Origin of the sequence: Halovibrio salipaludis (genome assembly GCF_002286965.1) — a bacterium.
Lineage (GTDB): Bacteria > Pseudomonadota > Gammaproteobacteria > Pseudomonadales > Oleiphilaceae > Halospina > Halospina salipaludis.
In genome coordinates this window covers 1-12,658 of sequence record NZ_NSKD01000007.1, presented here as the reverse complement: position 1 = coordinate 12,658, position 12,658 = coordinate 1, and the positions used below count along the sequence as shown (strand labels likewise).

Annotated in this window: 12 protein-coding genes; all 12 read left to right on the top strand. The window is 56.7% G+C overall.

The window, feature by feature from the left end; all coding sequences use genetic code 11:
• The first annotated feature begins 17 nt into the window (after window positions 1-17).
• Window positions 18-1,271 carry a tyrosine-type recombinase/integrase gene (locus CK501_RS13120; protein ID WP_095618342.1) on the top strand — a complete coding sequence of 418 codons (1,254 nt, stop codon included), beginning with the start codon at window positions 18-20 and terminating at the stop codon, window positions 1,269-1,271.
• 83 nt (window positions 1,272-1,354) lie between these two features.
• On the top strand, window positions 1,355-1,972 hold the full coding sequence (locus CK501_RS13115) for a hypothetical protein (protein ID WP_143421437.1): 618 nt from the start codon (window positions 1,355-1,357) through the stop codon (window positions 1,970-1,972).
• Between the two features lie 52 nt (window positions 1,973-2,024).
• Window positions 2,025-2,279 carry an AlpA family transcriptional regulator gene (locus CK501_RS17105; protein WP_332888983.1) on the top strand — a complete coding sequence of 85 codons (255 nt, stop codon included), beginning with the start codon at window positions 2,025-2,027 and terminating at the stop codon, window positions 2,277-2,279.
• Between the two features lie 355 nt (window positions 2,280-2,634).
• Window positions 2,635-2,889 carry a hypothetical protein gene (locus tag CK501_RS13105; protein WP_143421436.1) on the top strand — a complete coding sequence of 85 codons (255 nt, stop codon included), beginning with the start codon at window positions 2,635-2,637 and terminating at the stop codon, window positions 2,887-2,889.
• Entirely contained in the window at window positions 2,886-3,269 is a 384-nt protein-coding gene (locus CK501_RS13100; protein ID WP_095618198.1) for a hypothetical protein, read from the top strand. Before CK501_RS13105 ends, CK501_RS13100 begins: the two co-directional genes overlap by 4 nt.
• Window positions 3,270-4,134: 865 nt before the next feature.
• The gene (hsdR, locus tag CK501_RS13095) at window positions 4,135-6,555 is read left to right on the top strand and encodes an EcoAI/FtnUII family type I restriction enzme subunit R (RefSeq protein ID WP_095618197.1); all 2,421 of its coding nucleotides are present in this window, start codon (window positions 4,135-4,137) and stop codon (window positions 6,553-6,555) included.
• 84 nt (window positions 6,556-6,639) lie between these two features.
• A complete protein-coding gene (locus CK501_RS13090; protein ID WP_095618196.1) occupies window positions 6,640-8,124 on the top strand; it encodes a type I restriction-modification system subunit M in 1,485 nt (494 codons plus the stop codon).
• Window positions 8,121-9,860 (top strand): restriction endonuclease subunit S, encoded by a 1,740-nt coding sequence (locus CK501_RS13085; RefSeq protein ID WP_095618195.1) that lies wholly within the window; start codon window positions 8,121-8,123, stop codon window positions 9,858-9,860. Before CK501_RS13090 ends, CK501_RS13085 begins: the two co-directional genes overlap by 4 nt.
• Window positions 9,860-10,840 carry an Abi family protein gene (locus tag CK501_RS13080; protein ID WP_198949519.1) on the top strand — a complete coding sequence of 327 codons (981 nt, stop codon included), beginning with the start codon at window positions 9,860-9,862 and terminating at the stop codon, window positions 10,838-10,840. Before CK501_RS13085 ends, CK501_RS13080 begins: the two co-directional genes overlap by 1 nt.
• A 138-nt stretch (window positions 10,841-10,978) precedes the next feature.
• Window positions 10,979-12,082 (top strand): PDDEXK family nuclease, encoded by a 1,104-nt coding sequence (locus tag CK501_RS13075; protein WP_095618194.1) that lies wholly within the window; start codon window positions 10,979-10,981, stop codon window positions 12,080-12,082.
• Window positions 12,083-12,379: 297 nt separating this feature from the next.
• Entirely contained in the window at window positions 12,380-12,481 is a 102-nt protein-coding gene (gene tnpA / locus CK501_RS17265; protein WP_408607573.1) for an IS66 family insertion sequence element accessory protein TnpA, read from the top strand.
• A 71-nt stretch (window positions 12,482-12,552) separates the two neighbouring features.
• Window positions 12,553-12,658 (top strand): IS66 family insertion sequence element accessory protein TnpA (tnpA, locus tag CK501_RS17260; RefSeq protein WP_408607574.1); only part of this gene is annotated, 106 nt, incomplete at its 3' end.

The following is a 12,658-nucleotide window of genomic DNA, read 5'->3' as shown; positions in this document are numbered from 1 at the left end:
ACCTCGAGGCTCCGAACATGGCGAGACAACTGAATCGGCTGACTGATTCCACGCTGAAAAAGGCGTTCTACGAGACCCACGGCAATACCAAGCTGTTCGACGGCGGCGGGCTGTATCTGCATGTCCAGAAGAGCGGGCGCTACTGGCGGATGAAGTACCGGCTTGGGGGTAGGGAGCGGCTGCTGGCAATTGGCGTGTACCCCGAAGTACCCCTAAAACAGGCCCGCGATGAGCGCGACCGTGCCCGGCAACTGGTAAGCCAGGGCATTGACCCGGTGCAGGCCCGGCGCGAGCGCCAACAGCAACGGCGCGTGAAGCTCGACAACTCGTTTCAGACCCTCGCGGATGAATGGCTTGAGCAGGTGCACTCTGAGTCGGTGGGCGCGTCCACGTTCAACCGCAACAAGCGCCGCCTCGAACGTATGGTGTACCCCCACATTGGGGTACGTCCCATCGCTGACATCCAGCCCCCGGAGATTCTGGAGGTGCTGCGCCGCATTGAACGCCAGGGCCACGTGGACACTGCTCATCGGGTGAAAACGCTTATTGGGCAAATCATGCGGTATGGCGTTGCCCGAGGCGTTGCCACCCGCGACATCACTGCTGACCTCAAGGGAGCACTCGCGCCGATCCGGCAAAAACACTTCGCTGCCCAGACGACACCGGATGACCTGGTGCCGGTTCTTAACGCTATCGACGGATACCGGGGTGCCCCGGAGACGGTGACGGCCCTGGAGCTGCTGCCACTTCTACTGCTGCGCCCCGGCAATCTGAGGGCGCTGGAATGGGAACAGGTGGACATCGAGGCCCGGCGCATCGAGCTGGCGATAACGAAAAACGGCGATCCGCTGGTGGTGCCATTGTCGGATCAAGCCCTGGCCGCTTTGCAGCGCATGGAGCCATTGAGTCAGCACCGAAGCCGGTTCGTTTTCCCTGGTGCCCGAAGCGCTGCCCGGCCCATGAGCGATAACGCATTGAGCGCTGCGCTGCGCAACCTGGGCATGAAGGATCGGCAGACGGCCCACGGTTTCCGCGCCGTCGCCCGCACGATGCTTGTAGAGCGTCTGGGCTTCCCCGTGGAGCTTGTCGAGATGCAGCTGGGCCACCGAGTGGCGGACACCCACGGACGCGCCTACAACCGCACTCAGTGGCTCGATGAGCGTACTCGCATGATGCAGCAGTGGGCGGATTACCTGGATCAACTGAAGGCCGGTGGCAGCAATGTAGTCTCGATTGGGCTGCCTGCGGGTAACGAGTATGGTCGCATCTAGCCTTGGCCTGGCGAATAGCGGTAACACCCTGCTCGCCTGATGCGGCCTCCTACTTCAACTAGGGGTGCTGAGGGGGCGTAGTAATGCGAGACACCAACTCACCTCGAAACAGTCACGAAATCACGCTTCCTGACTTGGAACATCGCATCCTTCTCCATGGAGTGAATGGGCATCCGTATCCAGCAGCAGAGTACATCCAACGCAACCTCCTCAGCAGCTCCGTACGTGGTCGAATGGCATCACTTGAAGACAAAGGCCACTTGAAAAGCCAATTCGTGCGAAAACTCATCCTACACTGGATATACCAAGGTCTTTACGTGACTGGGGTTAATGGTACGAATCCGGAAGATAATTATGGCGAGGGGATCGTCAATCAGAATGAGCTACTGAATTTTTTATCAAAAAAGGGCTACGCCATTCCTGACGGCCTTGATAACCAAGAGGAAGAACCAGCGTGCAAACCCTCTGAAAACAGCGCGCACAGTAGCAGAGACAATACGGAACAGCTCGATCCACGGAAAGAAACAACCCACCTGCAATTGATCCGCGCACTGCTGGCGGAAGCGGGCATTGATACAAGCCAGAATTACCCGGCGGCTAGGACCATTCAGGAAAAGGCTGCCTGGCATCGCCTCCAGGTGCCGGAATCTGAGGAAACCATTGCCAAAGTCCTGAAAGCAATCAAATCCCAATTGGGATAGCGCTCGCCCCAATTGGGACTATTTGGATAGATGCCCCTGTCTAATTGCACCTGTGTCCACGAAAGAACATAGAGGTGCAATAGTGGCTAATCCAAACCCGAACGAAGTCAAAAACCAGCCTGAAACGCTGAACCGCTTACCCGAAGTAATGCGCCGGACGGCCATGTCTCGGTCATCCATTTACCTTGCAATGAAGCGGGGCCAATTCCCGCGTCCTGTAAGCCTCACAGGCTCAAGGGCCGTGGCCTGGCGTGAATCGGACATACAACGCTGGATTGATGAGCGGGCAGGGGGCAATGCGACATGAGCAAAGGAGCGCCAGCCCCCGCCACCGGCCAGGGCATGCAGGGGGCCAACGACACCAGCAATGACAGCGTAACCCGTGATCTGAGTCGAAAGCTAGCGCCACGCTACCAGCGCCTGCTTGCCGCGCTATTGGATGGGCCAGTTATGCGCGAAAGCGTTGACCGAATAGCAGGGACTAGTAATGGGCCGCATTGTATCTATCAGCTCCGAGCGCTCGAGCTTCAGATCTCCTGTGAGCGCGTCGAGTCGTTGGATCGCGACGGGCGGCCATGCCGTCCCGGCCGTTACCGACTCCAGGCTTCATCGCGGCGTTATGCCCGCCAGCTCCTCGCCAACAGCTCAACGCTCGGGGGTGCATGATGCGGGTGTTCATCGCGGTCAATATGACGAGCTACAAGAAGCGGGGCGGGGATCGCTTTACAGGGTCGTGGCCCCAGTGTCTGGCGTGGGCAATCGACCGTCACCGCGAAACCGGCAGCGTTTATGTCATCGAGCTGGCACGGCCTGGCGAACCGGACACACGCGTGGTTGCCGAGGTGAGCGAAGACGGAGTACGCGGACTCGACAGCAAACCCGGAATGAGTCGCAAGGATGCACGGGGTGAGCGATGAGCGGGAAGATTCCGAGGTTACGCGGCGGTAGGTATGTTCAGGCGTACCCTGAAGTACTGGATTCGCCGGAGAGCAAAGCGCTATCGAAGGTTGCTCAATTACTGCTGTTCAGGCTAACAGTGAAGTGTGATCCTCACAGCCGCAACGGCCGCATAGCATACAGCGTTCGCCAGGCGGCGGAAGAGTGTCGGGTGAGGGAGAAGACGGCGTCAGCGGCGTTTGATGAGCTACAGGATGCCGGATTCATAGATCTCGCCATGGTGTACCCGAGGAATGAACGCAAGGCCAGGGAATGGCGTTTGACGTTTTTTCCGTCGCCCAACGGAAAGCAGCCTACAGACGACTGGAAGGGGTGGCACACAAATAATTTCGAGGCGTAAAAGGGACCCCTCGCCCTCTTTTACGAGGGGTAAAAAGACACCCTCGCCCGGATTCCGAGGGGTAAAATGGCGCCCTCGGCCAACGAACAATCAACGACTTATAGAGTTTTCAGGGCAGGGCCCGAGGCGTAAAAGGGCGGGCACTTATTAGTACCATGTGTTCAGCCCGTGAGGGGGCATCATCAGAGTATGAGCCCAGCGAGACTCACGAGCGTTCGTCTGAGGCTTTGTCAGTCTTTTAAGGCAGTGCTGGGGGCAGTCCACCCTGAAGGGATAGTCGCCGAAAGCTAATAAAAGTTAAGGGTCAGAAAACGCCTCAGAGGCTAAAAAGAGACCGCGCACCGATGCCGGACGGGACATCCGATGACTGCCAGAAACGGCGCATAGCGCTTTTGAGGGCGGTTGAATCTCAAGGTTGGCACAGGTCAATTACCCCTGAGGTTGCAGCAAGGGCCCGCCGGTGAACGATAAGAAAGACGAAGGAAACGATAAGGAAATGCTAAGGTTTCCATAAGAGGCGGTCCGAAGAGATGAAGAGGCGCTGAAATTTTCGGCTCAGCTCACGAGGGACGTGCACGGAGTGCCTTGGGTGAGGTTATCCATGTGCGTTTGGATGCGGTCGACCTCACCTTTGCTCTGTCTGCTCATTATTAGGTGGGCTTTGATGCGTTGCATGGATTCAGTTCAGCACGGACTACCAGAGACGGGTTGTGTTGGCTTTGCATTAGATAGATCCAGGCATGGCCCATCAAGGCTCATTCCTTCCGTCCCTTTCCTGCATGAACTACCCTGCACTTCGGGTGCGGTTGAGGCCTATGTGCCCAGCCACAGATCAGTGGAGCAAGTAACCGTCGGTGCTGTCTCAATGGATAAGAAGACGCTCAGCGAACGCGACATCTGCACGAAGTTCATCACGCCCGCCATTGAACAGGCAGGCTGGAACATCAAGAGCCAGGTGCGCGAGGAGTTTCCGCTGACCGATGGCCGGGTCATTGTGCGTGGCCGCATGCACTCCCGAGCCAGGCCTCGCCGCGCGGATTACGTCCTGAATTATCAGAAGAACCAACCCATCGCGGTTATCGAGGCGAAGGACAACAAGCACAGCCTCGGTGACGGCATGCAGCAGGCACTGGCCTACGCTGAAGCGCTCGACGTCCCGTTCGCCTTCAGCAGCAACGGGGACGGTTTCCTCTTCCACGACAACACCGGCCTGGGCGACCACACCGAAGCCACCATTACGCTGGACGATTTCCCATCGCCCGACTGGCTCTGGCAACGCTACTGCCAGTGGAAGGGGCTGGAATCCACAGCGCGCACCATCGCCGAACAGCCCTATTATGATGACGGGCGGGGGATGACCCCACGTTACTATCAGATGGTGGCCATCAATCGCACTGTGGAGGCCATAGCGCGCGGTCAGAACCGAATCCTGCTCGTCATGGCCACCGGCACCGGCAAGACCTACACCGCCTTCCAGATTATCTGGCGTCTCTGGAAAGCCGGTCAGAAGAAACGAATCCTATTCCTGGCGGACCGCAACGTGCTGGTGGATCAGGCGAAAAACGGCGCGTTCAAGCCCTTTGGGCAGGCTATGACCAAGGTCGGCAACCGCACCATCGACAAATCCTTCGAGATCTACCTTTCGCTCTATCAGGCCGTGACGGGTGTCGAGGAGGACAAGAACATCTACAAGGAGTTCTCCCCGGATTTCTTTGACCTCGTCGTGATTGACGAGTGCCACCGCAGCAGCGCCTCTGAGGACTCCTCATGGCGGGCCATCCTCGAGTATTTCTCGTCCGCCACGCACATTGGCCTCACAGCCACCCCCAAAGAGACGAAGGATGTCTCCAACATCAACTACTTCGGGGATCCGCTCTACACCTACTCGCTGAAACAAGGCATCGAGGATGGCTTCCTGGCGCCTTATAAGGTGGTTCGAATCGACCTCGACCGGGACCTGCAAGGCTGGCGGCCGGACAAGGGCCAGACCGACAAGCACGGCAACCTCATCGAGGATCGCATCTACAACCAGAAGGACTTCGACAAAGACCTCATCCTGGAAAAGCGGACAGAGCTGGTGGCGAAGAAGGTCACTGAGTTCCTGGAACAGACCAATCCGTATCAAAAGACCATCGTGTTCTGCGAAGACATCGACCACGCCGAACGCATGCGCCAGGCTCTGGTCAACGCCAACCCCAAACGCGCGGCCGAGAACCGCCGCTACGTCATGCGCATCACTGGCGACAACATGGAGGGTAAGGCCGAGCTGGACAACTTCACGAATCCAGAGGAGCCCTACCCGGTCATCGCCACCACCAGTAAACTCATGACCACCGGCGTGGACGCCAAGACCTGCAAGCTCATCGTGCTGGACCAGCGCATCCAGTCCATGACCGAATTCAAGCAAATCATCGGCCGTGGCACGCGCATCGATGAGGACTACAACAAGCACTGGTTCACCATCCTCGACTTCAAGAAAGCCACGGAACTGTTCGCCGACCCCGACTTCGACGGTGACCCGGTGCAAGTGTATGAACCCTCAGGGCCAGGCGAGAGCCCCGTTCCCGGGGATGACTATGACCCACACGACCCGGGAGCCAAGCCCACGCCAGAACAGGGCGAGGAGCCAGGTGAATACGGTCCCGATCCGGAACAGCCTTGGCGGCCTGACGGGCCGGGAGGTGGTGAACCTGAACCGCCCCCGGAGCGGACTCGCTACATTGTGGACGATGTGGTGGTTACGGTTGCCGCTGAACGTGTCCAATACCTGGGCCCGGACGGTAAGCTCATCACCGAAAGCCTGCGTGATTACACACGCAAGAAGGTCAAGGAACAGTTCGCCTCCATGGACGAGTTCGTTCGACGCTGGAATGAGGCCGACCGCAAGCAGAGTGTTATCGAAGAGCTGGCGGAGGTGGGTGTGTTCTGGGACGACCTCATGAAGGACGTCGGCAAAAAGCTCGGTGACGACCCGGATCCCTTCGACGTCATCTGCCACATCGTCTACGACCAGCCTGCGCTCACACGCCGTGAGCGGGCGGAGCAGGTGCGCAAGCGCAACGTCTTCACGCGATACGGCGACCAGGCTCAGGATGTTCTTGAGCGCCTGCTGGAGAAATACAAAGACGTCGGCATCGAGCCCATTGAAGACCCCAAGGTGCTCACCCTGGCGCCATTCACCGAACTGGGCTCGGCCATGGAATTGGCGAACGCCTTTGGCGGCAAGCAGGGCTACAGAGAGGCCGTGCGCGAGCTCGAGGACGAGCTCTACCAGCAGCCGTCATAACCCGATGAGAATCCAATAGGCCGGTATGCGTGCGCATGCCGGGTGAACGCCTTTTGACTAACGACAACGGATACCACACCCCTAATGGCTATCAGCACGACCATCAAGAGTATTCAGGACACCATGCGCCAGGACGTCGGCGTGGACGGCGATGCGCAGCGCATCGGCCAGCTTGTGTGGATGCTTTTCCTGAAGATCTATGACGACCGGGAAGCCGAGTGGGAATTCCTGTATGACGACTACCGCTCCCCCCTGCCGGAGCGCATGCGCTGGCGCAACTGGGCGGCCGACCCTGAGGGCATGACCGGGGAGGAGCTCAAGCAGTTCATCGACAGCGAACTGTTCCCGACCCTGCAGAACCTCCAGTCCGAAGGCGATGACTTGCGTGGGGTCATGATCCGAAACGTCTTCGAGGACGCCTACAACTACATGAAGTCCGGACACCTCATCCGGCAGGTCATCAACAAGCTGCAGGAAGGCATCGACTTCAACCGATCCGACCAGCGTCACGAGCTTGGCGACATCTACGAACAGATCCTCAAGGACCTGCAGAGTGCGGGCAATGCGGGCGAGTTCTACACGCCCCGGGCCGTCACCGAGTTTATGGTCAACCGCGTTGATCCGCAGCTCAACGAGACCGTGATGGATCCCGCCTGTGGCACCGGCGGCTTTCTCACCTCAACCATTGAGCACAAGCGCCAGAACTACGTGAAGACGCCGGACGACGAGCGCGTCCTGCAGCGCTCTGTGCATGGCGTAGAGAAGAAGCCCCTGCCGCACCTGCTGGCGACCACCAACATGATCCTGCACGGCATCGAGGTGCCCGACAATATCCGCCACGACAACACCCTGGCGCGCCCGCTCACGGACTGGGGGCCCAGGGACCGAGTGGATGTCATCGTAGCCAATCCCCCCTTCGGCGGTACCGAGGAGGACGGCATCGAAGTCAACTTCCCCCAGGCATTCCGGACTCGTGAAACCGCCGACCTGTTCATGACCCTGTTCATTCACCTGCTCAAAAAGGGTGGCCGGGCCGCCGTGGTGCTGCCGGATGGTTTTCTGTTCGGTGAGGGTATGAAAACCCGGCTCAAGGAAAAGCTGCTCAACGAGTGCAACCTCCACACCATCGTGCGCCTGCCCAACGGTGTGTTTAACCCCTACACCGGCATCAAGACCAACCTGCTGTTCTTCACGAAAGGGCAGCCGACCGAGACCGTGTGGTTCTATGAGCACCCTTACCCAGAGGGCTACAAGAACTACAGCAAGACCAAACCCATGCGTTTTGAGGAGTTCGGGCCGGAGATCGAATGGTGGGGCAGCGAGCGCGATGGCTTCGCCAGCCGCGTGGAGACGGAACAGGCCTGGAAGGTCTCCATCGAGGAGATCCGCGAACGCGACTACAACCTGGATATCAAGAACCCCTGGCAGGACGAAGAGGAAATCCACGATCCGGATGAGCTGCTGGCCAAATACGAACAGCAACAGACGGAAATCCAGGAAATCCGTGACCAGATCCGGACTATCCTCGATGACGCGCTGAGTTCCCGCTCTCAGGAGGATAAGGCATGAGCGCTCAGGAGCTGATTACCGAACATCTTGACCTGTGGACGAGTGCCACCACGCATGCGGCGAACGGACGAGGCAAGAACGGCAAGGTTGAGCTGACTGGTATTCAGAAACTCCGAGAGTTGATCCTGGAGTTGGCGATTAGGGGGAAACTTGTTGAGCAAAACTCTGATGATGAGCCTGTCTCTGTGTTGTTCGACAAAATAGAACAGGAAAAGCAGGTGCAAGTAAAAGCCAAGACAATCAGAAAACCAAAAGAGCTACCGGCGATAAATGCCGCTGAATACCCGTTCCCCATTCCCGCGAACTGGCAGTATTGCAGGCTAAACGATATTGGAGTTTGGGGATCGGGAGCGACACCCAGGAGAGGGAATACCAGTTACTACGGCGGCGGGATCCCTTGGCTCAAATCGGGCGAGCTCTACCAAGATTTCGTCAATACATCCGAAGAAACCATCACGGACCTAGCGATACAAGAAACATCCGTACGCATGAACAACCCTGGCGATGTGCTCATCGCCATGTATGGCGCAACCATTGGCAAAGCTTCAATACTGAATGTCCCAGGCACCACCAATCAAGCTGTTTGTGCATGCACACCATGGCCAGGCATATCCAACAAATTTCTACTTCTTCTGCTCAAAGCATATAGATCTAGATTTGTTGAAATGGGAGCTGGCGGGGCTCAACCGAACATTTCCCGAGAGAAAATTATTGGGACTGTATTAGGGCTTCCCCCTGAACAGGAACAACATCGCATCGTCCAAAAAGTCGATGAACTCATGGCCCTCTGCGACCGACTGGAGCAGCAGACCAGTGACCAGCTCGAGGCCCACGAAACCCTCGTCGACACCCTGCTCAATACCCTTACCCAATCCGAAAACGCAACCGAACTGGCCGACAACTGGGCACGACTCGCCGCCCACTTCGATACTCTGTTTACCACCGAACAGAGCATCGACAAGCTCAAACAGACCATCCTGGAGCTGGCGGTGATGGGGCGTTTGGTAGAACAGAGCCCAGATGACGACTCTGCTTTAAGTTTATTGGAGAAGATCTCTTCTGAGAAAAAGGGGCTGATAAAAGAAGGATCTCTGAAAAAGAAAAGAGATTTTGCTCCGATTTCTGAAGGCGAAAAACTGTTTACGCTTCCTGCTGGTTGGGAGTGGGCTAGGCTGAAAGATGTTTTCATCAATATAGTTGATTGTCCCCACTCTACTCCCAAATTTGTCGAATCCGGGAAAACGTGCTTGGATACGAATTCTTTCAAGGCTGGGAAAATCATACCCTCGAAAGTCAGGTGTGTTTCTGATGAAACGTTTGTGGCTCGAAATAATCGTTTGAAGCCAGAGCCTAACGATATTGTTTTCGCTCGTGAGGGGAGCGTAGGCGAATCTGTAGTGATACCTGAAGGACTCGAGTGTTGCTTGGGGCAAAGAGTCATGCTGTTTCGCCCGTCAACTTATACGAATCCACATTTTTTGAGAATTACTCTATCGAATCCGCTAGCCCTTGAAACTCTTTTATCAATGCATAAAGGGATTGGTGCGAAACATGTGAACGTCAGCGACATGAGAGGATACGTGATTGCGCTCCCTCCTGAACAAGAACAGGACCGAATTGTTCGAAAAGTTGATGAACTTATGGCGTTTTGCGACCAACTCAAGGAGCGCTTGAGCCGCACCAGCGAAATCCGCTGTCAATTGGCGGAAGCGGTCGTGGAAGGAGCCCTGAACTGATGCCCTACGACAGACCATGGAAGTCCTTTGCAGAGCAGCTGGAGCTACTGAAGTCCCGAGGGATGGTGGTCACCGATGAACCTGCCGCTCTGGATTACCTGGAGCGTGTCGGGTACTACCGCCTTAGTGCCTACTGGTACCCATTCAGGCATTTTGAGGTCATTGAGGATCCAAAGACCGGCAAGCCGACGACCCGGGCGCTGGATGAATTTCAACCCGGAACGCAGTTCGTTGATGCGGTGCGCCTGTACCTGTTCGACAAGCAATTACGGCTGTACGTGGCGGATGCTCTGGAGCGCATCGAGATCTCGCTGCGCGTTGACGTCGCCTACCTGTTGGGGCGACGCAGTCCGTTTGCCCATATCGAGAACACGAAAGCCCACTTCCACCCTCGATTTGTTTCCAAGCCCTTCAGCCGGTCCAACCCCATTTCTCGATTCGATGCCTGGCTGAACAAGTACAGAGGACTCGTGGCCCGCTCCAAAGAGGACTTCGTGCGACATTACCACCGCACGCACGGCGATGAACTGCCAATCTGGGTCGCCGTGGAAGTGATGGATTTCGGCGCCATTTCCCAGCTCCTGAACATGATGCACCCGCGAGACCAGCAAGCCATCGCTGACCGTTATGGCGTGCCGGACTGGAAAGTGTTCAATAGCTGGGTATTCAGTCTCAGTTACCTTAGGAACCTGGTTGCGCACCACAGTCGCCTGTGGAACCGAAATATCACGTCCAAGCCGAAACTGCCTCAAGCGGGTGTGCTGGGGTGGTGTGACGCTTTCATCGAGGATGAGGAAACGCGTTTCAAGCCATTTCTTCTACTGGCCATTACCAGGATGTTGGTGAAGGCTGTCTGCCCTAACACGGAGTGGCATCAGCGTGTGGCGGACCATCTGGATAACTTCCCGGAACAGCACTCCTCCAAACAGCTTACGCTATCCGGGATGGGCGTTACCGAGGATTGGAGGGCATGGTGGTGAGCAGGCAATAAAAAACCCCAGCGTAGGTTGCGGACAACCAAGAGGCCGGGGTCGTGTTATGGGGAATAGTAGCCCCGCTAATCGGGGTAATCAAGCTCTGGCTTATTCAATTTTGTTACAGACACGAGCTCTACGGCTATGGCAATTGAACAAGGCATTTGGAAGGTCGGCGACCAGCCTCGAAAACTGAAACCATCCGGTCTGGCCGATGAGTCTCTTCTGGAAGATATGGTTATGAAGGATGTTTCGATCCTCAGTGCCGACTGGCTCCTCATCGGCCGACAGGTCAGGACCGACTTCGACAAGTACATTGACCTGCTGGCAATGGACGCTAACGGCTCCATCATCATCGTGGAGCTCAAAAGCGGCAAAACCCCACGGGAAGTGGTCGCCCAGGCGATCGATTACGCCTCATGGGTGATGACTCTGGAGGACTCCAGAATCTCTGAAATCTACAGGGAGTTTGCCCGACAATACGCCCAGCCGCACGACTCCATTGACGATGCCTTCGAGGCCAAGTTCGGCATACCGTTGGCCAGTGTCACGGTAAATGAAAGCCATCAGATGGTGGTCGTCGCCACGGAGCTCGATGCGAGCACAGAGCGCATCATCAACTACCTCAATGACGTGGCACAGCTCTCCATCAATGCTCTGTTCTTTGCGGCCTTCGAGGATGAAGGCAATCAATACCTCAGCCGTGCCTGGATGATTGACCCTGAGGAGAACCAGGAGCGGGCGGTCAGCCGCACTCCCAAAGAGGCATGGAATGGGGAGTTCTACGTCTCCTTCGGTGACGACCGGCCCTGGGAAGATGCCCGGCGACTTGGATTCATCGCAGGCGGTGGTGCGACCTGGTACTCCAAGACGTTAGCCATGCTCTCGGAAGGGGACCGGGTATGGGTCAACATCCCTAAAACCGGCTACGTTGGCGTCGGGATCGTCACCGGGGAGCGCTGTCGTGCGGACCAGTACGAGTTTGAGACGTCCGATGGCCACAAGACACTTATTCAGATGACGCTGTCCGAACCTTACCCCCACCTGGATCCACAAGCGGATGACGATACCGCAGAATACCTGGTGCCGGTGCGCTGGCTGCACACGGTAAGCCGGGATCATGCGTTTTCGGAGGTCGGACTCTTCGGGAATCAGAACACCGTATGCAAGCCACGCTCCTCCAAGTGGAGGCACACGGTCGAGCGGTTGCAGGAAGTTTGGAGTATCGGTATTCGGCACGAAGGATAGCGTGACACACCCTGAGGGCTGCTGAATTCGGATCCAGCGACAACAATGAGGGCGATCCTGTCGGTATTACCGAAGGTATTACGAGTCACCTCTTTCAGACGCAAGAATGGCGGCGTGACAGGGCTTCGAGAAAGACGAGGTGATATTTTTTTATAAATCGGAAAACCGACTATCAGCGTCACTTATCCTTGGCTAATACGCTTACGTGAGTAAGCGTTCATTCTAAGACACCCTGCCACTCCAGCGAATAGCGCCCTACAGTAGCCTCAAATTCTCCAATACGAGGTTACTACTCCCATGAGCAAACGCCGCACTCCCGAACAATGGCAGGCCCTGGTCGATCAACAGCGAGACAGCGGCTTGTCAGCCATGCAGTTCTGCAGTAAGCGTTCATTCTAAGACACCCTGCCACTCCAGCGAATAGCGCCCTACAGTAGCCTCAAATTCTCCAATACGAGGTTACTACTCCCATGAGCAAACGCCGCACTCCCGAACAATGGCAGGCCCTGGTCGATCAACAGCGAGACAGCGGCTTGTCAGCCATGCAGTTCTGCAAGCAGCAGAGCATCGGCTATG

Coding starts and splice junctions, on each gene's coding strand:
- CK501_RS13120 (WP_095618342.1), top strand. CDS start 18: ATGGCGAGACAACTGAATCGGCTGACTGATTCCACGCTGAAAAAGGCG.
- CK501_RS13115 (WP_143421437.1), top strand. CDS start 1,355: ATGCGAGACACCAACTCACCTCGAAACAGTCACGAAATCACGCTTCCT.
- CK501_RS13105 (WP_143421436.1), top strand. CDS start 2,635: ATGATGCGGGTGTTCATCGCGGTCAATATGACGAGCTACAAGAAGCGG.
- CK501_RS13100 (WP_095618198.1), top strand. CDS start 2,886: ATGAGCGGGAAGATTCCGAGGTTACGCGGCGGTAGGTATGTTCAGGCG.
- hsdR (WP_095618197.1), top strand. CDS start 4,135: ATGGATAAGAAGACGCTCAGCGAACGCGACATCTGCACGAAGTTCATC.
- CK501_RS13090 (WP_095618196.1), top strand. CDS start 6,640: ATGGCTATCAGCACGACCATCAAGAGTATTCAGGACACCATGCGCCAG.
- CK501_RS13085 (WP_095618195.1), top strand. CDS start 8,121: ATGAGCGCTCAGGAGCTGATTACCGAACATCTTGACCTGTGGACGAGT.
- CK501_RS13080 (WP_198949519.1), top strand. CDS start 9,860: ATGCCCTACGACAGACCATGGAAGTCCTTTGCAGAGCAGCTGGAGCTA.
- CK501_RS13075 (WP_095618194.1), top strand. CDS start 10,979: ATGGCAATTGAACAAGGCATTTGGAAGGTCGGCGACCAGCCTCGAAAA.
- tnpA (WP_408607573.1), top strand. CDS start 12,380: ATGAGCAAACGCCGCACTCCCGAACAATGGCAGGCCCTGGTCGATCAA.